At 74.9% G+C, this 22,000-nt stretch carries 19 protein-coding genes; 7 read left to right on the top strand and 12 right to left on the bottom strand.

Annotated features, from left to right (window positions below):
- Nucleotides 1-18: 18 nt before the first annotated feature.
- Nucleotides 19-2,502, top strand: a complete 2,484-nt coding sequence (locus SM577_RS26575) for a DNA gyrase/topoisomerase IV subunit A (protein WP_474581770.1) — start codon at nt 19-21, stop codon at nt 2,500-2,502.
- A 199-nt stretch (nt 2,503-2,701) separates the two neighbouring features.
- Here SM577_RS26575 and SM577_RS26570 read toward each other — a convergent pair whose 3' ends face one another.
- Nucleotides 2,702-4,048, bottom strand: coding sequence for a uracil-xanthine permease family protein (locus SM577_RS26570; protein WP_474588237.1), 1,347 nt, complete (start codon nt 4,046-4,048; stop codon nt 2,702-2,704).
- 198 nt (nt 4,049-4,246) lie between these two features.
- Here SM577_RS26570 and SM577_RS26565 point away from each other — a divergent pair, with 198 nt between their 5' ends.
- Nucleotides 4,247-4,765 (top strand): TrmH family RNA methyltransferase, encoded by a 519-nt coding sequence (locus SM577_RS26565; RefSeq protein ID WP_302922816.1) that lies wholly within the window; start codon nt 4,247-4,249, stop codon nt 4,763-4,765.
- Nucleotides 4,766-4,781: 16 nt separating this feature from the next.
- On the opposite strand, the gene SM577_RS26560 is transcribed toward SM577_RS26565, so the two are convergent.
- From SM577_RS26560 to pseB, 7 genes are all read right to left on the bottom strand, one after another.
- Nucleotides 4,782-5,417 (bottom strand): alpha-ketoglutarate-dependent dioxygenase AlkB, encoded by a 636-nt coding sequence (locus tag SM577_RS26560; protein ID WP_302922817.1) that lies wholly within the window; start codon nt 5,415-5,417, stop codon nt 4,782-4,784.
- A gap of 37 nt (nt 5,418-5,454) precedes the next feature.
- Nucleotides 5,455-6,516 (bottom strand): PseG/SpsG family protein, encoded by a 1,062-nt coding sequence (locus tag SM577_RS26555; RefSeq protein WP_474588251.1) that lies wholly within the window; start codon nt 6,514-6,516, stop codon nt 5,455-5,457.
- A complete protein-coding gene (locus tag SM577_RS26550; protein ID WP_302922942.1) occupies nt 6,513-7,235 on the bottom strand; it encodes a glycosyltransferase family protein in 723 nt (240 codons plus the stop codon). The genes SM577_RS26555 and SM577_RS26550 overlap by 4 nt, the downstream gene beginning before the upstream one ends.
- A 119-nt stretch (nt 7,236-7,354) precedes the next feature.
- Complete coding sequence (locus tag SM577_RS26545) at nt 7,355-9,169, bottom strand: class I SAM-dependent methyltransferase (RefSeq protein ID WP_474588236.1); 1,815 nt, start codon at nt 9,167-9,169, stop codon at nt 7,355-7,357.
- Complete coding sequence (locus SM577_RS26540; RefSeq protein WP_302922819.1) at nt 9,166-10,002, bottom strand: hypothetical protein; 837 nt, start codon at nt 10,000-10,002, stop codon at nt 9,166-9,168. The genes SM577_RS26545 and SM577_RS26540 overlap by 4 nt, the downstream gene beginning before the upstream one ends.
- Before the next feature lie 10 nt (nt 10,003-10,012).
- Nucleotides 10,013-11,161: a DegT/DnrJ/EryC1/StrS family aminotransferase gene (locus SM577_RS26535; protein WP_474588250.1), complete on the bottom strand. Its 1,149-nt coding sequence runs from the start codon at nt 11,159-11,161 to the stop codon at nt 10,013-10,015.
- Nucleotides 11,161-12,144, bottom strand: a complete 984-nt coding sequence (gene pseB / locus SM577_RS26530; RefSeq protein WP_302922820.1) for a UDP-N-acetylglucosamine 4,6-dehydratase (inverting) — start codon at nt 12,142-12,144, stop codon at nt 11,161-11,163. The genes SM577_RS26535 and pseB overlap by 1 nt, the downstream gene beginning before the upstream one ends.
- Before the next feature lie 365 nt (nt 12,145-12,509).
- Between pseB and SM577_RS26525 the strand changes: the two genes are divergently transcribed.
- Nucleotides 12,510-14,336 (top strand): hypothetical protein, encoded by a 1,827-nt coding sequence (locus SM577_RS26525; RefSeq protein ID WP_474588235.1) that lies wholly within the window; start codon nt 12,510-12,512, stop codon nt 14,334-14,336.
- A gap of 118 nt (nt 14,337-14,454) precedes the next feature.
- On the opposite strand, the gene SM577_RS26520 is transcribed toward SM577_RS26525, so the two are convergent.
- A complete protein-coding gene (locus tag SM577_RS26520) occupies nt 14,455-14,928 on the bottom strand; it encodes a GNAT family N-acetyltransferase (RefSeq protein ID WP_474588234.1) in 474 nt (157 codons plus the stop codon).
- A gap of 136 nt (nt 14,929-15,064) precedes the next feature.
- On the opposite strand from SM577_RS26520, the gene SM577_RS26515 reads away from it, so the two are divergent.
- The 4 genes from SM577_RS26515 to SM577_RS26500 are packed head-to-tail and all read left to right on the top strand — an operon-like array spanning nt 15,065 to nt 17,876.
- Nucleotides 15,065-15,316: an acyl carrier protein gene (locus tag SM577_RS26515; RefSeq protein WP_088995045.1), complete on the top strand. Its 252-nt coding sequence runs from the start codon at nt 15,065-15,067 to the stop codon at nt 15,314-15,316.
- The gene (locus SM577_RS26510) at nt 15,313-16,650 is read left to right on the top strand and encodes an AMP-binding protein (RefSeq protein ID WP_474588233.1); all 1,338 of its coding nucleotides are present in this window, start codon (nt 15,313-15,315) and stop codon (nt 16,648-16,650) included. The genes SM577_RS26515 and SM577_RS26510 overlap by 4 nt, the downstream gene beginning before the upstream one ends.
- Nucleotides 16,643-17,398, top strand: a complete 756-nt coding sequence (locus SM577_RS26505; protein ID WP_302922824.1) for an SDR family NAD(P)-dependent oxidoreductase — start codon at nt 16,643-16,645, stop codon at nt 17,396-17,398. The genes SM577_RS26510 and SM577_RS26505 overlap by 8 nt, the downstream gene beginning before the upstream one ends.
- Entirely contained in the window at nt 17,382-17,876 is a 495-nt protein-coding gene (locus tag SM577_RS26500) for a hypothetical protein (protein WP_474588232.1), read from the top strand. Before SM577_RS26505 ends, SM577_RS26500 begins: the two co-directional genes overlap by 17 nt.
- A 446-nt stretch (nt 17,877-18,322) precedes the next feature.
- On the opposite strand, the gene pseI is transcribed toward SM577_RS26500, so the two are convergent.
- The 3 genes from pseI to SM577_RS26485 form a co-directional block, all read right to left on the bottom strand.
- Entirely contained in the window at nt 18,323-19,375 is a 1,053-nt protein-coding gene (pseI, locus tag SM577_RS26495; protein ID WP_302922826.1) for a pseudaminic acid synthase, read from the bottom strand.
- A 52-nt stretch (nt 19,376-19,427) separates the two neighbouring features.
- Nucleotides 19,428-20,549: a glycosyltransferase family 2 protein gene (locus tag SM577_RS26490; RefSeq protein ID WP_474581778.1), complete on the bottom strand. Its 1,122-nt coding sequence runs from the start codon at nt 20,547-20,549 to the stop codon at nt 19,428-19,430.
- Between the two features lie 89 nt (nt 20,550-20,638).
- The gene (locus tag SM577_RS26485) at nt 20,639-21,964 is read right to left on the bottom strand and encodes a polysaccharide pyruvyl transferase family protein (protein ID WP_302922828.1); all 1,326 of its coding nucleotides are present in this window, start codon (nt 21,962-21,964) and stop codon (nt 20,639-20,641) included.
- Between the last annotated feature and the right edge of the window lie 36 nt (nt 21,965-22,000).

Genomic DNA, 22,000 nt, shown 5'->3' with positions numbered 1-22,000 from the left:
CGAGGGGAGGGCTGAGCGATGGCACGCCGCAAGGACACCAAGGTCGACCATTCCGCGTTCGACCAGGCCGGTGCCCGGGTCATCGACAACTCGCTGGTCGCCGAGGTCTCCGACTCCTACCTGGAGTACGCCTTCTCGGTGATCCACTCCCGGGCCCTGCCGGACGCCCGCGACGGCCTCAAGCCGGTGCACCGGCGCATCCTCTGGTCGATGTACGAGCAGGGACACCGCCCCGACCGCGGCCACGTGAAGTCGGCCCGGATCGTCGGCGACGTCATGGGTAAGTACCATCCGCACGGCGACACCGCGATCTACGACGCGATGGTCCGGCTGGCCCAGGACTTTTCCCTCAACGTGCCGCTCATCGACGGGCACGGCAACTTCGGCTCCCCGGACGACGGCCCGGCCGCCGCCCGTTACACCGAGGCCCGGATGTCCCGCGAGGCGATGCTGCTCGTCGGCGAGCTGGGCGAGGACACCGTCGACGTCGAGCCGAACTACGACGGCTCGCTGACCCAGCCCACCGTGCTGCCCGCCGCCTTCCCCAACCTGCTGGTCAACGGCGCGTCCGGGATCGCGGTCGGGATGGCGACCAACATGATCCCGCACAACCTCGCCGAGGTGGTCCAGGCCGCCCGCTGGCTGATCAACCACCCGGACGCCACGCTCGACAAGCTGATGGAGTTCGTGCCCGGCCCCGACCTGCCCACCGGCGGCCTGCTGCTCGGCCTGGACGAGGTCCGCCGGGCCTACGAGACCGGGCGGGGCGTGGTCCGGATGCGCGGCAAGGTGGAGATCGGCCCGCTGGAGGGCAGCCGGGGCCGGCAGGCGATCACGGTGGTCGAGCTGCCCTACGGCGTCGGCGCCGAGAAGGTGATCGCGGCGATCACGAACGAGGTCACCAAGACCAAGCGGCTCACCGGCATCGCCGACGTCAAGGACCTCACCGACCGGGAGAGCGGCACCCGGCTGGTCATCGAGTGCAAGGTCGGCGTCAACCCGCAGGCCCTGCTCGCCGACCTCTACCGGCTGACCCCGCTGGAGCAGTCCTTCGGCGTCAACAACCTGGTGCTGGTCGACGGGCAGCCGCAGACCCTCGGGCTGAAGGCGCTGCTGGAGGTCTTCCTGGCCCACCGCTACGAGGTGGTGACCCGGCGCAGCTCGTACCGGCGGCGCAAGCGCGAGGAGCGGCTGCACCTGGTCGACGGCCTGCTGATCGCGTTGCTCGACATCGACAAGGTGGTCAAGCTGATCCGGGGCAGCGAGGACGCGCAGGCGGCCAAGGACGGGCTGATGCGGCGGTTCAAGCTCTCCGAGATCCAGGCGACCTACATCCTGGACACTCCGCTGCGCCGGCTCACCAAGTACGACCGGATCGAGCTGGAGGCCGAGCAGGAGAAGCTGCGCACCGAGATCGCCGAGCTGTCCCGGATCCTCGACGACCCGAAGGTGCTCCGGAAGCTCGTCTCCGACGAACTGGCCGCGGTGGTGAAGCAGTTCGGCACCGCCCGGCGGACCACCCTGGTCGACGGCGACCTCAAGGAGGTATTGGCGGCGTCCGCGCCGGCCGGCCCGCTGGAGGTGGCCGACGATCCGTGCCAGGTGATCCTCTCCGCGACCGGGCTGGTCGCCCGGACCGCTGCCGAGTCGGAGGAGGCGGCCGAGGGGCGGCGCCGGCACGGCCGGGTCAAGCACGACGCGGTACGCGCCGTGGTGCACACCACCGCCCGGGGCCGGGTGCTGCTGGTGACCAGCGCCGGCCGGGCGTTCAAGATCGACGTGCTGCCGCTGCCGGTGCTGCCCGAGCAGGCCGGCACGGTGTCGCTGCGCGGCGGCATGTCGGCCGCCGAACTGGTGCCGCTGGCCGCCGGCGAGACGGTGGTCGGCCTGGCGCCGCTCGGCCCGACGGCCGAGGGCTCGCCGGGGCTGGCGCTCGGCACCCGGCAGGGCGTGGTGAAGGTCTGCGCGCCGGACTGGCCGGTCCGCTCGGACGAGTTCGAGGTGATCGGGCTGCGCGAGGGCGACGAGGTGGTGGGCGCGACCTGGCTCACCGACGGGGCCGAGACGCTCACCTTCGTCACCTCGGAGGCGTCGCTGCTGCGCTTCCCGGCCGGGCTGGTGCGCCCGCAGGGCCTCAAGGGCGGCGGCATGGCCGGCATCAACCTGCCGGCCGGCGCGCGGGTGGTGTTCTTCGGCGCGGTGCGCACCGACGACCCGAAGCACGGTGAGCCGATGGTGGTCACCTCCACCGGGGCGACGGTGAAGGTGACGCCGTTCAAGGCGTACCCGGCGAAGGGGCGGGCGACCGGCGGGGTGCGCGCCCAGCGGTTCCTCAAGGGCGAGACCGACGTGGTGGTCGCCTGGGTCGGCCCGCGCCCGGTGGGCGCCACGGCCAACGGCGAGCCGGTGGAGCTGCCGGCGGCCGACCCGCGCCGCGACGGCTCCGGCTTCGCCGTCATGCTCGGCCCCACCGTCATCGGCCACCAGATCGAACGCGACTGACCCGGACGCGAAAGGGCCCGGCTACTCACCCAGCCACCCCCGCCCCCTCACCCGCCCCCGCCCCCGCCCTCCCCCGCCCCCGGGCACCCCGACGATCATGAGGTTGACGGCGTGGAACCGGACATCTCGCACCGCCAACCTCATGATCAACGGGGTTCACCGGCCGGCCCGGGGGGGTGGGGGGTGGGGGGGTGGGGGGTCAGGGTTCGGGTTGGGGGGTGGGGCGGGGTTCGGGGGTGGTGCCGCGGAGGCGGGCGATCAGGCGCATGCCGTGGTAGATGACCAGGGCGGCGGCGGTGCCGAGGGCGATGCCGTTGAACGACAGGTCGCCGGCGGTGAGCGTGTAGTTCGCCGCGCCGACGATCACCGCGACCGCCGCGGTGAGCAGGTTCACCGGGTCGTGGAAGTCCACCCGGTTCTCGATCCAGATCCGCGCGCCGAGGATGGCGATCAGCCCGTACAGCGCGGTGGTGGCGCCGCCCAGCACGCCGGCCGGCACGGTGAGGATCAGCGCGCCGAACTTCGGGCTCAGCCCGAGCAGCACCGCCGCCAGCCCGGCCACCCAGTACGCGGCGGTCGAGTAGACCCGGGTCGCCGCCATCACGCCGATGTTCTCCGCGTACGTGGTGGTGCCGGAGCCGCCGCCGGAACCGGCCAGCACGGTGGCCAGCCCGTCGCCGAGGAACGCCCGCCCCATGTCCCGGTCCAGGTTGCGCCCGGTCATCGCGGCGACCGCCTTGACGTGGCCGGCGTTCTCCGCGATCAGCACCAGGATCACCGGGATCACCAGCACGACGGCGCGCAGGCTGAAGCTCGGCGCGTGGAAGTCCGGCAGGCCGATCCACGCGGCGTCCCGCAGCCCGTCGACCGCCTTCGGGTCGAGGTCGCCGAGCAGCGCCGCGAGCAGCCAGCCGACCACCACACCGAGCAGAATGGACAGCCGGGCCAGGAAGCCCCGGAAGGCGACCGTGGCGAGCAGGATGGCGACCAGGGTGACCACCGCGATCAGCGGCTGGGCCTTCACCCCGGTGCCGCTGCCGCCGCCGTCCCAGGCGACCGGGGCGAGGTTCAGGCCGATCAGCGCGACGATCGCGCCGGTGACCACGGGCGGCATCAGCGCGTCGATCCAGCGCGAGCCGGCCAGTTGCACCACCAGCCCGACCACGGCCAGCGCGGCGCCGGCCACCAGGATGCCGCCGAGCGCCGGCCCGATGTCGCCGCCGGCCTTGGCCGCGAGCACCGGCGCGATGAAGGCGAACGACGAGCCGAGGTACGACGGCAGCCGGTTGCCGGTGATCAGCAGGAACAGCAGCGTGCCCAGGCCGGAGAAGAAGAGCGTGGTGGCCGGCGGGAAGCCGGTGATCAGCGGCACCGTGAAGGTGGCGCCGAACATCGCCACCACGTGCTGCACGCCGACGCCGAGGGTGCGCGGCCAGGAGAGTCGTTCGTCGGGGTGCACCACGTCGCCGGGGCGGATGGACCGGCCGTCGCCGTGCAGGGACCACGGGGACCAGCGGGATCGCGGCTCGGTGGAGGACTGGGTCATGGAGCGCCCTTCGCGTCGAGGGTGGCGGCGGGGGCGTGAGGGACCCTGAGCGTTGATTCTGACATGGCCAGTGGTGCTGCCACGCGGGGCCCGGTCCGTCTAGAATCGAGCGGCCTGTCGCCGTCGATGGCCCGTGTGCGCCGCGAAGCACACCCCTGCAATGCTCGATCTGCACCACGGCGGAGTCGCCGTAGCGGCATGAGCCCCGCCATCCGGGTCCGGCCCCGCCGCGAGTTGCGGGCCGCCCGCCGCCCCCGTCCGCACCGCTGCTGGGGCCACCTGGTCGCCGCCCCGCTCTGGCCGATGCACGGCGCCAACCTGGGCACCCTGTTGCGCACCTGCGACGCCGTGGGCGCCTGCCTGGCCGTGCCGCCGTTCCGGTGGGTCGACGAGGCGGTCGCCCGGGGCAACACGCTGCGCCGGCCGGGCTGCGTGCACCGGATCGGCAGCCCGCTGCGCTGGCTGGCCGCCGAGCGGGCCGCCGGCAGCCGGATCCTCGGGGTGGAGTTGGCCGACGAGGCGATCCGCCTCGGCGACCTGCCCGCCGCGCGCGGCCGTACCGTCGTGGTGCTGGGGCACGAGGCCACCGGCATCCCGCCGGAGGCGCTCGACGCCCTGGACGCGGCCGTGGAGATCCCGATGGTCGGCGGCGGGATGAGCCTGAACGTCGCCGTTGCCGGCTCGCTGGTGCTCTACAAGCTCGCCGGTCTGCTGTGAGGAGCGCCGGTGGGGCTCAGGCCACGCCGGCGGGGCGGAACTGCACGCTGACCCGGGGGCCGACCGGCCGGGCGGTCTTCGGGATGGCGTGCTCCCAGGTGCGCTGGCAGGAGCCGCCCATCACGATCAGGTCGCCGTGCCCGAGCGGGAAGCGCAGGCTGGCCCCGCCACCGCGCGGGCGGAGCAGCAGCGGCCGGGGCGAGCCGAACGAGACGATGGCGACCATCGTGTCGCTGTGCGCGGACCGGCCCAGCGTGTCGCCGTGCCAGGCCACGCTGTCGCGCCCGGTGCGGTAGAGGCACATGCCGGCGGTGACGAACGGCTCGCCCAGCTCCGGCGCGTAGTGCCGGGTCAGCGTCTCGCGCGCCTCGGTGAGCACCGGATGGGGCAACTCCCGGCCGCCGGCGTACCAGCAGAGCAGGCGGGGCACGTCCACCTCGGCGTCGTACATGGTGCGCCGCTCGGCCCGCCACGGCACCTCCCGCAGCAGCGTGTCGAGCACCTGGTCGGAGCCGCGCACCCAGCCGGGCAGGTGGTCGACCCAGGCGCCCCGGCTGAGCACGTGCCGGCGCAGCTCGCCGGCGAGCGGCCCGAGCGCCGGCCCGGCGTCGGTGAGGTCGAGCATCGAGGGCTGGTAGGCGGCCTGCGACATGCCCGCACCCTACCAGGCTCTTCGTACAGGCGTACGACTAACGGGGGGTGGTGGCGGGGGCGGCGACCGCGGCGAGCACCGCGTCGGCGACCCGGGCCCGGCCGTGCCCGTCGACCGCGGCCCAGGCCCGGGCGGAGAGCGCGGCGCGGTGCGCCGGCGAGGTGAGCAGCCCGCGCAGGATCCGGGCCGCCGCGGCGCGGGCCGCGCGGCCGGCCACCCCGGGGCCGGTCAGCGCCGGCAGCTCGCCGAGGCCGGCGGCGAGCCGGTGGGCCACCACCCGGCGGTACGACTCGCGCTGGTTGTCCACCACGCAGACCAGCGCGGCCGGCGCGCCCAGGCAGCACAGCTCCCAGGTGGAGGTGCCGGCGGCGCTGACCACCAGGTCGGCCGCGCCGATCAGGGCGGGCAGCTCGTCGGTGGGCGGCACCGGGTGCAGCGCCTGCCCGCGTCCCGGCGTCACCGCCGCGAGGTCCGCCGCCACCTCGGGACGGCCGACCACGACGGTGAGGTCCATCGGGTGCCCGGTGGCGACGAGCACCCGGGCCAGCACCGGGGCGGCGCCGACCGCGTCGGTGCCGCCGAAGAAGGCCAGCACCCGGGCGCGGCCCACCGCCGTCGCGGGCCGGGGTGCCGCCGGCCGGGCAGCCAGCACCGAGTCTCGCAGCAGGGCGTACGCGCTGCCGGCGAGCAGCCGCCCGGCCGGCGCGACGGTCCGGGCGCCGAAGTTCTGGTCCAGGTAGAGGTCGGCGTCCTGCCCCCGGGTGTCGCCGTCGACGACGGCCAGGGTCAGCACCCCCGCCGCGCGCAGCGCGCCCGCCCCGGCCGGGTCCAGCTCGTAGGAGTCGAGCACCATCACGTCCAGCCGGTGCCGGCGCGCGGCGGCGACCAGGTCGGCGGGGGTCTCCGGGCCGGGACGCAGCGGGATGCCCCGGGCGGCGAGCTGGGTGGCCGCCCAGCCGACCCGGTCGACCGAGCCGAACAGCTCCACGGTGGCGCCCCGGGCCAGGAACTCCTCGCCCAGCGCCAGGCAGCGGACCAGGTGACCGACGCCGCGGCTCGGCCCGGCGTCGCAGCGCAGCCCGACTCGTACCGTGCTCAGGACTCCTCCAGCCGCTTCTGCCGGACCCCGGCGTTGAGGGCGCGCAGCGCCGGCTGCCCGTCGAGCCAGTCGGCGAGCTTCGCCAGCGGCACGCTGACGTCTCCGAAATGGTCGGTCACCGCCCGCATCAGCCGCCAGTCCTGCTCGGTGTCGAGGGTGAGCCGCAGCCCCGAGCGGTCCGGCGTGAGGGTCACCCCGAGCACCCGGAACAGCTCCGGGTGGGTGTACGCGTACGAGGTGACGTGCACCCGGTGGTGGCCGCTGGCGAGCCGGTCCAGGGCGTCCAGCGCCCCGGCCCGGACGATCTCGACGTCCAGCCCGCGGGGCAGCGTACGGGCGATCGAGGTGCTGGCGTAGTCGAGTCCGGGCACCGCCCGGTAGACCCCGGCCACCAGCGCGACGATCTCCGGGTCCAGCAGCGGGCAGTCGGCGGTGAACCGCATGACCGCGTCGCCGGGGTGCGCCCGCAGCGCGCCGACGAACCGGGTCAGCACGTCGTCGACCGGCCCCCGGTGGCAGGGCACGCCGAGCCGGTCGCACTCGGCGACCACCGCGTCGTCGGCCGGGTCGGTGCTGGTGGCCACCACCAGGTCGGCGAGGACGCCGCTGTCGGTGGCGGCCCGGACCACCCGGCCGAGCACGCTGCGCCCGGCGAGCGGCCGGAGCACCTTGCCGGGCAGCCGGGACGAACCCATCCGGGCCTGCACGATGCCGACGATCCGCGGCCCCGCCCCGACCCGCGCCGCCGTGCCGGCCCGCGCCGCTGCGCTGGCCTGGGCTACCGGGCTGCCGGCACCCGCTGCCGAACCGGCGGGCGGTGACGTCCGCTCCGGGGCGGTCACTGCTGCTCCTCCTGCCGGGTGCCCAACGCCGCGCGGGCCCGGCGTTTCGCGGCCCGGGCGCCCCGCTTGGCCAGCCGGGCCGGGGTGATGGCCAGCCGGCCCACCCGGTAGCTGAGCGAGCCGCTGAGCAGCTGGATCGTCGCGTCGGCCCGGCGCAGCGCCCGCTCCCGCGAGGTGAGCAGCTCCTCGGTCCACTTCAGCAGCGCGCCGAGCCGGGTCAGCTCGTCGCGCTGGCGCAGCCACGCCTCGCGCAGCTGCTGGTAGCTGCGCGGCCCCGACGGCGGGTCGGTGGGCTCGACCGCCCGCAGCTCGCCGGCGAGGGCCACCCGCCGGTCGCTGTCCAGCCCGTGCAGCGCGGCGGTGACCGCGGCCTCGGTCTCCACCGCCGCGTCGACGGTGGCCCGGCTCAGGTCGTGCCCGGCCAGGCCGCCGAGCACGATGGTCAGCCCCGCCACGTCCAGGGTGGACGGCCACGGGTGGGCGTACCCGCCGGTGAGCAGCTCGGTGGCGAACCGCCACAGCGCCCGGGCCAGCACCACCGGGCCGGGCAGCGGCTCGGCGGCCCGCCAGCTCGGGTCGAGCACCGCGTACCGGTCGCCGGCGAGCACGACGTTGTCCACCCCGGCCAACGCCACCGCGCCGGCGAGCCGGCCGTCGGGGCCGGCCTGGCCGGCGAGCCAGGCCGCGTACCCGCGCAGCAGCCGGCGCAGCCCGTCCAGGTCACGGCGCAGGCAGCCGTCGAGCAGCAGGGTGCGCAGCAGGCGGCCCTCGGCGACCGGGCCGGTCAGCTCCGCCGGGTCCCGGTAGGCGGCCTCCCGGGTGGCGTACGGCGCCGCCGGCCCGCCCCGGTCGGCCGGCCGGTCAGCCCGCCAGCGCCACCCCTCGGGCGCGTCCACCACCTCCACCACGCCCACCCCCGGCGGGCCGGTCTGCACCAGCGCCACCGGCAGGTCGGGCCGGTCCCCGGCGGCCGGCCGGTCGGGGCCGGTGGCCTTGCGGGCGAGCACCAGCCAACCCGGCGCGAGGTCGGCGGCCCGACCGGCGTGCAGCGCGTCGACCGCCAGCCGGGCCGGGTCCCGCAGCACCTCGCGGCCGGCGAAGCCGCCGGCGCAGGCGCCGTGCAGCACCGCGTCGAACAACCCCGAGTCGGTCCGCCGGGCCAGCGCGGCGGCGTCCAGCAGCGCGGTGGTCGCGTCCGGCCGCGGGTACGCGGCGAAGCAGGTGTCGGCGTCCAGCCCGGCGCCGGCCAGCCGGTCGCGGAGCCGGTCGAGGTTGGCCGGGTACGCCGCGTCGAGCACCCCACCCACCGTCCAGGCGGAGTCCTCCCGGGCGGCGTACCAGGGCGAGGCGGCGACCAGCCGGTGCACCCCGAGCGGGTTGTCCAGCCGCAGCAGCAGGTCACCGCCGGGGCGCAGCGCGGCCACCAGGCGCGCCAGCACCCCGGCCCAGCCCAGCCGGGGGCCCTCGACCGACTCCACCGCGTCCAGCCCGGCCGCCGCGACGACCACGTCGTACGGCCCGTCGTCGGGCAGCCCGGCCGGTCCGCCCACCACCACCCGGGTCGCCCGGTCGGCCAGCGCCACCCCGTCCGGGTAGCTGCGCAGCAGGCAGGTCACCTCGGCGTGGGCCAGCCGGTCGAGCAGCGCCGGGTCGTGCGGGCCGGCGAGCAGCACCCGGGCCCCGGCGGGCACCACCCGGGCGACCAGCGCGGCCAGCGGACCGCCGGTGGCGAGGCGGACCGCCGGCAGGTCGGACCAGGCCAGCATCTCCCCGCCGGGCAGCGCGACCGGGGGCGCCGTGTCAGTGGTCAACTCGTCTCCTCCTGCGGGTGCGCCCAGCCGAGCAGTTCACGCAGCGCGGCCGGCGGCAAGCGGTGGTCGGTGCCCAGTTCGGCCCGGGCGATCTCGACGGCGGTCGGCAGGTGCACCGACGCGCCGTGCAGCTCGGGCCACTGGCGGCGGATCCGGGCGGTCCCGCCGAAGGTGGGGTCCTCGTCGGCCAGCACCATCGGGTCGCCGTAGACCGCCGGTTCGCAGCCGGCGGCGATGCCGTAGAAGATGGCGCTGGTCAACCGGTTCGACGCCACCCGGCGGTGCCGGCGCAGTTCGGTGAGCTGCTTGTCCAGGAAGAGCGGGTCGGTGTCCCGCCACCAGTGGCCGCGGTAGCCGTGGCAGATGACCCGGAACCCGGCGTTCTCGTAGAGCCGGCGCACCCGGCGCATCCGGTGCTCGTGCCAGTAGAGGCAGACGGTGACCGGGCCCGGTTCGGTGGCCCGGATCAGCGCGATGAGCTCGCGGTGGTTGCCCTTGACGTGCTGGCCCTCCCAGCCGTGGAACGGGTACCAGATGGTTCCCTCCCGTTCCCGCTCCGGCGGGTCCTCGGGCCGCAGCGCCAGCAGGTACGCGAACGGCGCCCCGATCACCGTGACGTTGCGCCGCCCCACCGACCAGGCCCGGCGGCGGGTCTGCTCGGACCAGAGCAGGCTCGGGGTGCGCTCGGCGTACGGGTGGCCGGGGGCGAGGCCGTCGCCGATGTTCCAGCCGTGCTGGACGTACCCGTTGATCCGCGGCGGGTGGCCGTCGCCGAGGCCGGCGTAGCGGGCCAGCACGTGGGCATGGCCGTAGAAGTGGTTGGCGTGGTGCATCGGTCGTCCCTCAGGCGGCGGTCCGTGCCGGGACGCCGCGCAGTGCCGCGTCCAGCGCGTCGATCACCCGGTCCTGGTCGCTGTCGGTGAGGTCGGGGAAGAGCGGCAGGGACAGCTGCTCGGCGTAGAACGACTCGGCCACCGGGCAGGAGCCCCGCCGGTAGCCGAGGTCGGCGAAGGCCGGGTGCCAGTGCATCGGGATGTAGTTGACCTGCACCCCGATGCCGGCGGCGCGCATCCGGTCGTACACCTCGCGGCGGCGGCCGTCGAGCACCCGGATCGGGTAGAGGTGCCAGGCCGGCTGGGCCCAGGCCCGCCGGCCGGGGATCCGTACCCCGGGCAGGTCGGCCAGCGCCGCGTCGTAGCGGGCGACCAGCCGGGCCCGGCGGGCGAGGAAGTCGTCGAGCCGGCGCAGCTGGCTGCGGCCGAGCGCGCAGAGCACGTCCGGCAGCCGGTAGTTCAGCCCGAACTCGTGCACCTCCTGGTGCCAGCCGCCCTCGTCCGGCCAGCGCTGCTCGGCGCGCTCGCGGACCAGCCCGATGTTGCGGAAGCGGCGGGCCCGCTTCAGCAGCTCGGGATCGGTGCTGGCGACCGCGCCGCCCTCGGCGGTGGTCAGGTTCTTGGTGGGGAAGAAGGAGAAGGTGGTCAGGTTGGCCAGCGACCCGACCGGCCGGTCCCGGTAGGTGGCCCCGATCGAGTGCGCCGCGTCGGCCAGCAGCAGCGCGTCCGAGCCGGCCAGCGCGGACCGCAGGGCATCGTAGTCGGCCGGGTGGCCGGCGTAGTCCACGGCGGACACCACCCGGGTGCGCGCCGTCGTCGCGGCGGCCACCGCCGCCGGGTCGAGGGTGTACGTCTCCTCCTCGACGTCGGCGAAGACGATCCGCGCGCCGAGCAGGGCGGCGCTGCTGGCGGTCGCCACGAAGGTCATCGGCGGCACCACCACCTCGTCGCCGGGGCCGACGCCGGCCGCCGCGTACGCCACGTGCAGCGCCGCGGTGCCGTTGGAGACGGCGGCGCAGCCGGCACCGCCGGTCCACGCCGCCAGGTCGGCCTCGAACCCCGCGACCTGCGGGCCGGTGGTGAGCCAGTCGCTGCGCAGGGCGGCGACCACCGCTGCGACGTCGTCGTCGGTGACCGACTGCCGGCCGTACGGGAGCATCACGCCGCGACGCCGAGCATGTCGCGCAGCTGCGCCACGCTGAGCCACTCGTCGTTGCCGTCCGACTGGTACGCGAACCCGTCCGGCACCGGCTCGCAGTCGACCGGCGGCTGGTAGCCCCAGGTCGCGATGGTGGGCTGCACGATGAACCGGTCCCGGGCGCGCAGCGTCCGCCGGCTGTCGTCCGGGGCGATCATCTCCTCGTGCAGCTTCTCGCCCGGCCGGATGCCGATCTCGTGCGTGGTCGCGTCCGGGGCGACCGCCTCGACCAGGTCGAGGATCCGCATGCTGGGGATCCGCGGCACGAACAGCTCGCCGCCCTGCATCTGGTCGAAGGAGTCCAGGACGAACTGGACCGCCTGGTCGAGGGTGATCCAGAAGCGGGTCATCCGCTTGTCGGTGATCGGCAGGCTCTTGCCCTCGGCGGCCAGCCGGCGGAACAGCGGCACCACCGAGCCGCGGCTGCCCACCACGTTGCCGTAGCGCACCACGGCGAACCGGGTCGGGTGGTGGGCGGCGTAGTGGTTGGCGGAGACGAAGAGCTTGTCGCCGACCAGCTTGGTGGCCCCGTAGAGGTTGATCGGGCTGGACGCCTTGTCGGTGGAGAGCGCGATGACCTTCTTGACGCCGGCCTCGATCGCGGCGTCCACCACGTGCTGCGAGCCGGTGATGTTGGTGGCGATGAACTCCGACGGGTTGTACTCGGCGGTGTCCACCTGCTTCAGGGCGGCGGCGTGCACCACGTGGTCCACCCCGTGCATCGCCCGGGTCAGCCGGTGCCGGTCCCGTACGTCGCCGATGAACCAGCGCAGCCGCGGGTCGTCGCCGAGCTGCTGGCGCAGCTCGTACTGCTTGAGCTCGTCGCGGGAGAACACCACCACCCGGGCCGGGTCGGCCTCGGCCAGGACGTGCCGCAGGAAGGTCCGGCCGAAGGAACCCGTTCCTCCGGTGACCAGAATGGACGAACCATTCAACTCGCTCACTGTGGTGCTCCCGTGTCCGTGGATGATCCGGCGGCCCTCGGGCGGCCGACCGGATCGGAACGCTAGACCCGGCGGGTTAACGCACCGACGCCCGCGGATGAACCGCTCGGGCTGGCGCCGTTAATGCCGGGCACCGGGCAGGCGAACACTTCCGCCCAGCTCAGCGGCGGGCTGACCGGGCCGGATGGGGGCCGTTACAGTGGCGGCGCGCGAGGCGACCCGACGACCGTACGGGCCGGGTCGCCCGCGCTTTCCCACGCCGCCGCGCCGGGTCGTCCGGTGCTCGCGGCCCATCCACACGTCGTCCGGCGGGTTCGCCGCGGGCACGCGCGCGGCCGGCGCCGGCGACGGGAGCAGGAGACGCGATGGCTACCGGCAGCGACGTGACCCGGCGGCCGGCGTCCCGGGCGGGGACGACCGCGGAGGGTACGCCGACCGCGCCCGGCGTCGCGGCGGGCGGCCCGACCCACCCGGCGCCGGACGGTGGCGCCCCGGCGGGCGCGGTTCCGGACGGGGCCCCGGCCGGCCGGCGCTGGGTGGTGCCGGTGCTGCTGGTCGCCGGGTGGCTGCTCGGCGTCGGCTGGCGGATGTGGCTCGGCCGGCACATCGAGCTGCCGATCGCGCACACCGACGAGGACAGCTACCTCAACACCGCCCGCGCGCTGGCCGGCGGGCCCGGCGGCTTCAGCAGCGAGAACGGGCCGCTGCGCCGGGTCGGCTACCCGATGCTGATCAGCCCGGCGTTCCTCGGCGACCGCGACTTCACCGACAGCTACCGGCTGGTGCAACTGATCAACGCGCTGGTCAACGCGGCCCTCTTCCCGCTGTCGTACCTGCTGGCCCGGCGGCTGCTCGGGCTGCGCCGGTGGTACGCCCTCGCTGCCGCCGCGGCCGCGGCCACCCTGCCGGCGGCGGTCTTCTACGCCACCGTCGCGATGATCGACGCGGTGCTGGCTCCGCTGCTGGTCGGCTGGCTGCTCGCCGTGCACCGCTGGGTACGCCGACCCGGCCCGCTCGCCGCCGCCACCGTCGGGGCGCTGGCCGGGGCGTTCCACCTGCTGCACTCGCGCGGGCTGGTCATCGTGGCCGTGCACGCCGGGCTGGTCCTGCTGCTGCTGGCCCGCCGCCGGATCCGGCCCGGCGCGGTGCTGGCCGCGCTGCTGCCGGTACTGGCCCTGGCGCTGGTGAACGAGGCGGGCATCCGGCTGCTCGGGGACCGGGTCTACCTGCTCGGCGACCCGCCCGGCGGCGGCACGCTGCGGGCGGTCGCCTCCGGCCAGGGGCTGCTGCGGCTCGGCGCCGCGGTCGGCACCCAGCTGTGGTACCTGGTGGTGATCACGTTCGGGCTGGCCGGGGTGGCCTGGGCCGCCGCGGTACGGCACCTGCGCCGGCCGGGTGGCGACGACGCGCTCCGCTGGACCCTCGGCGTCGCGCTGGTCACTACCGTCGGGGTGGCCGGTGGCGCGTCGGTGATCCTGGCCGGCATCACCGGCAAGCCCCTCGACGCGATCTACGGCCGGTACGTGCAGATGCTCGCCCCGTTCTGGCTGCTGGTCGGGGTTGGCGTGCTGCTCGCCGCCGGGCGCCGGGAGGCGGTGCGCCGGGCCGGCGTCGCCGTCGGCCTGCTGGTGGCCGGCGCCGCGCTGATCGCCGCCCGGCTGGCGTACGTGGACAGTCGCGGCCACCAACTGCGCTACGGCGGCTTCAGCGCGCCGGACCTGATGGCGCTCACCGGCGGCTGGCGGGAACTGCGCCCGCTCGCCGGGGCGCTGGTGGGGGTGGCCGGCTGCGTGCTGCTCGTCGCGGCGCTGCGGGTGCCCCGGCTGCGGGTGCCGGTGCTGGTCGCGCTCGTCGTGGTCAACGTGGGCACCATGCAGGTGATCACGCAGCGGCTGGTCGAGCCGATGGTGGCCGCGACCGAACCGACCCCCCGGGTGGCCGACCTGGGCGTACGCCCGGGGGATCGGGTCTACGCCTCGGTCGGGGTGCACTACATCCTGCGGTTCAACCTCAGTCACCAGGTCACCTGGACCGACGTGCGGTGGTTCGACGACCGGCCGCCCGCCGCCGCCGACGTGGTCCTCGCCCGCTGGGCCCCGGGCCAGCCGGACGACTGGGACGGCGGCCGCCACGGGTTCGTCCGGCTCGGCGGCAACCCGGCGCAGCACTGGGCCGCCTGGCGGCGCGGCTGAACCGACGTCGTTCCGACAATTCCCGGCGCTTCTCCTCGGGTCGGGTTAACGGCGGATAGCCGGCCGGGCGACGGCTGGTGAAAACGGAACGCACAATTGTCGTACGGCCGCCGGAATGTCAGCGGAGACGGCGGTCGGACCGGTCGAGGGAAATCGGGATGACGGTGATTTCCCGGCCGTCGGAAAGCTCGTCGCGGGGGGTGCCCTCGACGAACCGGAACCGGCGGTTCATCTGCCGCACAACGGTGTTGTGGGCGAGCACCTCGCCGTCGAGCCGGTCGAGCCCGAGCACGTCGAAGGCGTGGTCGACCGCCTCCCGCATGATCTCCAGCCAGGCGGGCAGCGTCTCGCCGCGCTCGGCCAGCCCCTCCGCGTCCAGGTAGAAGCCCCACGACCCGGTCCTGGGGCCGGTCAGGCGCAGGTCGAAGAAGGTCACCACGCCGCACGGCCGGCCGTCGCGGACGTACACCAGCACCCGCCGGGACTCGTCGGCCCGCACCCCGGACCACCAGCGGGCGTGCTCGGCCGGGGTGATCTCGTGACTGTTCCGGCTGACCTGCCGGTTGATTTCCTGGTTACGCCAGGACAACATCAGGTTAACGTCGTCCCCGGTCGCTTCGCGCAGCACGTGAATCTCGCTTTCCGTACCGTTGTTCGGGTCGGGTCGCACCCTACCGGCAACCCCCGGTAAATCAGTTATCCATTCTTCGGGCGGTACACTCCGGCGCATGGAAGAATTGAGTCGCGCGCAGATTCGCGACCTCATGGCGCAGGTGTTGCGGAACCAGGGCCGGGCGCTGCCGGACGACGACGCCGCGCAGCTGCGGGAGATCGGCTTCCGGTCGCTGGACTTCTCCGAGCTGGCCCTGCGGGTGGAGGACGAGACCGGCGAGGAGCTGAACTTCGACGCCCCCGGCCTGCGTCGCATCGCCACCGTCGGCGACGTGCTCGACTTCCTGGTCGAGCTGCAGCGACAGTGACCGTCTCCACCGCCCGCCCGGCCGCCACCCGCGAGCCGGCGGGCGCCGACAACCGACTGGTGGTCGGCGGCGTCGCGGTCAACTGGCGGGACCTGCCCGAGCTGAGCCTGCCCGAGCCGGCCGCGGTGCTCGCGCACTCCGCCCGGGCCGCGCTCGCCGCCGCCCGCCACCACGCGGTGCACGGCACCGAGCTGCTGCTCGGCACGCCCGGCCGGGTCGACCCGGTGATGCGGGCCGAGCTGCGCGCCGCCGGCTTCATCGTGACCGCCCTGGGCGACCACGGCACCCGGCCCGACGAGGGTGTCGCGGCCGACCGCGACGATCCGGCCGCCGGGGGCGACCCCGACGGGGGTGGCCCGGCCGGCGGCGGGTCGGGCTCGGGCGGGCCGCGTCCGGCCGAGCCGGGGCGGCTCTGGCTGTTGACCTCCGGTTCGACCGGCCGGCCCAAGCGGGTCGGGCACACCCTCGACTCGCTGACCACCGTCCGCGGCGCCCAGCCGGAGCGCACCTGGCTCTGCCCGTACGCCCCCGGCAGCTACGCCTGGTGGCAGGTGGTGACGCTCTCCCTGACCCAGCCCGGGCAACACCTGGTGGTGGTCGAGCCGGACGAGCTGGACGAGTGGCCGGTGCTGGCCGCGGCGCACGGCGTCGACGCGGTCTCCGGCACCCCGACCTTCTGGCGGCGCACGCTGTACCGGGACGCCGCCGCGCTGGCCCGGGTGCCGCTGCGCCAGCTCACTCTCGGCGGGGAGCCGGTCGACCAGGCGATCCTGGACCAGTTGCGGGAGCTGTTCCCGGCGGCCCGGATCTCCTGGATCTACGCCTCGTCCGAGGTCGGCGCGTCGATCGTGGTGCACGACGGCCGGGCCGGCTTCCCGGTCGACTGGCTGGACCGGGACGTTCCCGGTCGGCCCACCCTCTCGGTGCGCGGCGACGAGCTGGTGATCACCTCGCCGTACCACGGGATGGGGCTGGACGGCCCGGTCCGCACCGGCGACCGGGTGCGGGTGGTGGACGACCGCGTGCTGATCACCGGGCGGCTCGACTCCGACGAGATCAACGTCGGCGGCAGCAAGGTCTCCGCCGGCCTGGTCCGCGACGTGCTCACCGCGCATCCCCGGCTGGCGTGGGCCCGGGTCACCGGTCGCCGGGCGCCGCTGCTCGGCCGGATGGTGGTCGCCGAGGTGGTCCCGGCGCCGGACGCCGCCGAGCCGCCCGACGAGGCGGCCCTCGTCCGCTGGTGCGCCGACCGACTGCCCGACCACGCCGTACCGCGCCGGATCCGGGTACTGACCGAGATCCCCGTCAAGGAGACCCTGAAGAGCGATGTCTGAGCACACCGACCCGCAGCCCGTCCCGCCCGCCTCGGTGGTGCTCGTCTCGGGCGGCTCCCGCGGACTGGGCCTGGCCATCGTCACCGACCTGGTCGACCGGGGGGTACGGGTGGCCGCCTTCGCCCGTACGGTCACCCCGGAACTGGCCAAGCTCGCCGCCGAACACCCCGACCGCACGCACGTCGACGCGGTGGACGTCACCGACCACGGCGCCACGAGTTCCTTCCTGCGGGCCGCCGAGCAGCGGCTCGGCCCGGTCGACGGGCTGGTGAACAACGCCGCGGTGGGGCAGGACTCGCTGCACGCCCACACCGCCGCCGAGGACATCGCCCGGATCGTCGAGACCAACCTGACCGCCCCGCTGCGGCTCACCCGGCTGGTGGTGCGCCGGCTGCTGGCCCGGGGGCTGCGCGGACGGATCGTCAACGTCACCTCGATCTGCGCGCAGCGCGGCTTCCCCGGCCTGGTCGCCTACTCGGCCACGAAGGGCGGGATGGACGCCGCCACCCGGTCGCTGGCCCGGGAACTCGGCGGCCGGATGCTGGTCAACGCGGTCGCCCCGGGCTTCTTCGCCTCGGAGATGTCCGCCGTGCTCGGCCGCACCCAGCTCGACCAGATCGTGCGGCGTACCCCGACCGGTCACCTCACCGAGCCGGAGGAGGTGGTGCCGGTGGTGCGGATGCTGCTCCGCGAGCAGACCAACATCAACGGCCAGGTCATCGTGGTCGACGGTGCCGCGTCCGTCTGAGCCGGCCGGGGCCGTCCGGCCCGTACCGGCCGCCCCGGTTGCCCCGCCCGCGCCGGGCGCCCGGCCGGCGCGGGCGGTCGGGCCGCGGCCGGTGCCGGCGCTGCTCGGCGCCGCCGACCGGCACCTGCGGGTCGGTACCCCCGCCGAGCTGGCCACCGCGGTCACCCGCAGCCACCTCGACGACGGCCGGTGCGTCGGCTGGTACGGCCCGACCGCCGGCTGGCGGGTGGCCGTGGACGCGGAGCGGGTCGGCGCGCCCGTCCCGCCGGCGCTGGCCCACCGCTTCGGCGCGGCCGACTTCTGGGCCCGGTGGACCCGGGCGGAGTGCCTCTGCAAGCTCGCCGACGTGCCGATGGCCACCTGGTGGCGCCGGTACGAGCTGGTCGTCCCGGCGGGCACCGGCGCCCTCTGGCGCACCCTGCGCCTGGCCGACCTGGTGGTCACCGTCGCCTTCGCCCCGCCGCCGACCACCCGCTGAACCCGGCGCTCGCCTCGGTGAACTGCCCGCACGACCACCGGCACGCCGCCTGTCGAGCTGCCCCGTCCATGCGACCGCCCGCGCCGGTGCGACCGCCGGTCACGGCGGCTGTCGAGCTGCCCCGTCCATGCGACCGCCCGCGCCGGTGCGACCGCCGGTCACAGCGGCTGTCGAGCTGCCCCATCCATGCGACCGCCCGCACCGGCGTTGCGTCCGGAGGTGCCGCGCGGCGGCCCGGGCGCGGTCGCAACCCGGGACCCACCCCGGCGGTTGTCACACACGGGCGGCCGACAGGGCGCACAGGGAGCTGACGCCGGGCGCTGGCGTGCCGGTCGGTTCGTGCCCCGTGGGGCGGGGCAGCTCGACAGGACGCGAACAGGTCACCACCAGCCCCCGCCGGCATGTGGTGCCTGCCGGGGGCAGCGGGACCGGGTAGCCGGGTGGGATCAGATCAGATCCCAGCTCAGGGGAGTGCCGCGCGGGACGTCGACGGTGAAGCTGCGCCCGAGCACCCGGTCGATCTCCACCGGCGGCAGGCCGCCGGCGGGCCGGATGGACCGGACGTTGGCCGCCGTCACCGGGTCGCCGGCGCGGACGTCCTCGACCACGAAGAGCGAGCGGCGGAAACGCAGCCCCTCCCGCTCGGCCGGGGTCGGGCCGATCGCGGTGCCGCCGAGGGCCGCGTATGCCCGCTCCGACTCGACCACCAGGGCCGCCAGCTCGCCCGGGTCCAGCGAGAAGTCCGAGTCGACCCCGCCGTCGGCCCGGTCGAGGGTCACGTGCTTCTCGATGAAGCAGGCGCCGAGCGCCACCGAGGCCACCGCCACGCCGATGCCCGGGGTGTGGTCGGAGAGCCCGACCGGCACGCCGAAGGCGTCCGCCAGCACCGGCAGCCGGCGCAGGTTGCTGTCCGCCGGCGGCGCCGGGTAGGAGGCGGTGCAGGCCAGCAGCACGATGCCCCCGGCGCCGCCGGCCCGGGCGGTGCGCACCGCGGCGTCGATCTCCGCGACGGTGGCCATCCCGGTCGAGATGACCAGGGGCTTGCCGGTGCTCGCGACCAGCCGGATCAGGGGCAGGTCCACCAGCTCCGACGAGGCGATCTTGTACGCCGGGGCGTCCAGCTCCTCCAGCAGCCGCACGGCGGAGGCGTCGAACGGCGAGGAGAAGACGGTCAGCCCGTGCCGCCGGGCCCGCGCGAAGATCGGCTCGTGCCACTCGTACGGGGTGTGCGCGCGCTCGTAGAGCCGGTAGAGGTTCTCCCCGCCCCACAGCTCGTGCTCGCCCGAGATGCGGAACGCCGGGGTGTCCACGTCGATGGTGATGGTGTCCGGCCGGTACGTCTGGAGCTTGAGCGCGTGCGCCCCGCTGGCCGCGACCGCGTCCACGATGGCCAGTGCCCGGTCCAGGTCACCGTTGTGGTTCCCGGACATCTCGGCGACCACCAGGGGTCGTTCCCCGGGCCCCACCGCGTGCGGTCCGATCTTCACCGTCGTCGTCATGCCGACCTCTGCTCACCGTACGTCCGCACCGGGTGCGGTCCTGTCGTCGTCCTCATGTCCGGGGGTGCCCGCTCAGCGCCTCGGGTCGGGCCCGGTCCACCGCCGCGGGCCCGGGACCGGTCACCGGGTCGGGGCGGGCCGGCTCGGGAGCCCGCCGCAGCCGTCCGGCCAGCCGGTGCGCCCGGCGCAGCGCCGCGTACGCCAGGTAGTTGTTCCGGCCCACCAGCCGGTGCTTGAGCCCGGCCACCCCGCCCGGCCGGGAATAGCCGCCGGCGGGCAGGTAGCGGCGGTAGTGCTCGGCGACCCGGCGGAAGAAGGCGCGGCGCAGGTGCGGGTGCAGCCGGTCGTCGTTGCCCGCCACCACCAGGTAGTGGTTGACCATCAGCTGGAACAGTTCGGCGTGCAGCCGCTCGTCCGGGTAGCGCCGGCGCACCCAGTCCAGCAGCCGCTCGTACTGGTCGAACGCGTCGAAGTGCCGGCCGCTGCGGGTGGAGGTGATCGCCCCGAGCCGTCCCTGCCGGTACAGGTAGCAGACCCGGTCGAGCACCGAGATCTTCTCCGCGCCGATCAGCAGCGGGTGGCTGAACGGGATGTCCTCGTACCAGCCGGGGTGGAAGCGCAGTTCCAGTTCGGCCAGGAAGTCCCGGCGGACCACCTTGTTCCAGGCGGTGTGCTGTACCCGCAGCAGCCGCGGCTGGTCGGCCAGGCGCACCACGCCGGGAATGCCGCGCAGCAGGTGGCTGCTCGCGTCGACCTCCCGCCGGCCGTTCTCGTGCACCCGCAGGTGGTCCAGCATCAGCACGTCCGGCTGGTGCGCGCGCAGCCGGTCCAGCACCGCCGGGATCGTGCCCGGCGGCAGCCAGTCGTCGCTGTCGACGAACCAGACGTACCGGCCGGTGGCCGCGTCCAGCCCGGCGTTGCGCGCCAGCCCCAGGCCGACGTTGCGGGTGAGGTGCACCGTCCGCACGCCGGCCCGGCCGGCCGCGTACGAGCGCAGCATCTCCCCACACCGGTCCGGTGAGGCGTCGTCCACCGCGACGATCTCCACGGTGCCCGCCTCGCCGGCCGGGACGTCGGCCCGGACCGACTCGAGGCACTGGTACAGGTACGCCTCGACGCCGTACACCGGGACGACGATGCTCAGCAGCGGTGGTTGCGTCGGCTCAGTGACCACGCCGCCACCCTCGACCCCGAGGGTGGCCGGCGCCGGAACCTCACGTGACCGGCGGAGGTGGAGTCATCGAACGTCCGCCGAGCGGCGGGTTAACGGTTCAGGATGCGCCGCACCGGCCCGCCGACCGCCCGCCGGACCCGGGCCCGCAACTGCTGCTCCTGGAGGGTCTCGACCTCCTGCTGCAAGCCGACGTTCCGGTCGTGCAGCCACTGCACCCGGGCCAGCAGCGTGTCCCGGTCGGTGGCGGCGGCCGGTCGCACGGCGGGCGGGAAGGTGGTCGCCCGCACCTGGGCGTCGAAGCGGGCCGCGCTGTCGCCGTCGGCGAACGAGTTGCCCAGGTCGTGCTTGGTCAGGAAGGACAGCATGGTCTCGTACCGGGCCTTGTGGCCGTCGTTGAGCGCCGTGTAGTCGGCCTCGTCGTAGAGCTGCGCGGCGTCGACGTCGGCCGGCACGTCCTTCATCACCCGGTGCGGGATGTCGAAGTAGCGGGCGAGTTCCAGGGTGCGCGAGTCGTGCGCGAACAGGTAACCGGGCGTGCCCGAGACCAGCGCGGTGATGGTGCCGTGGATCCGGGTGCCGAAGGCGAACTCGAACCCGGAGAGGTAGTCCATCCAGGTCCACGGGTCGAGGAACATCCGCACCTTGTCCTCGACGAACAGCGGGTGCGAGGTGTGGATCGGGATCGCCGCGGTCTTGCCCCGGTCCTCCGGCGCGTCGCCGTAGAGCAGCGTGCCCAGCGTCTTCAGGTCCTGCGGCAGGTAGCGCAGGTTGGGGTAGCGCTCCAGGTGCGCGGCGACGATCTTCGCCATCGACTTGACGTACGGGGAGATGGTCAGCGCCACCCGATCGTCCCGGTCGAGGGTGGCCTTCTTCTTCTCCACCCGCAGGCTGTCGCCGTGCAGGAACATCGACGGGCAGCCGATCACGTCGACCGCGGAGAAGCCCAGGGTGCGCAGGTAGCCCTCGGTGATCTCGCCGCGTACGCCGATGCTGTGCGACCGGTCCAGCACCGCCCGGACGAACTTGGTCACCACGTCGTCGATCGGACGCAGGTACTCCCGGTCGCCGTTGACGTCGGTCTGCACGCCGACGCCGAGCACCACCACCGGGATCTTCAGCCGCTCGATGAACTTGGTCATGGTGACCAGCCGGTGCGCGTAGCTGCGCCGGAAGGCGTTCGCGAGCGGGATGACGAACACGTCGTACCGCTCGTTGACCAGGTCGGCCTCGCGCAGGTCGATCCGGAACTCGTTCGAGGTGATCTCGGTGCCGCGGGTCTTGAGCAGCTTGTGCGCGGCGTGGCTGAAGACGAGGTTGCCGTTGTTCTCGCCGATCCAGTTGCCCTCGAACGCCTCCTCGGGGGAGTAGACGTCGAACGGGCCCTTCTTGGCCCGCATCAGGATCCGCTGGTGCATCGCGCCGCTCCGCCTCTCGTCCGCCCTCGGGAGCGG

This window comes from Micromonospora desertarenae, assembly GCF_056150265.1.
The sequence above is the reverse complement of the archived record's forward strand: the minus strand, read 5'-3'. Positions and strand labels throughout refer to the sequence as shown.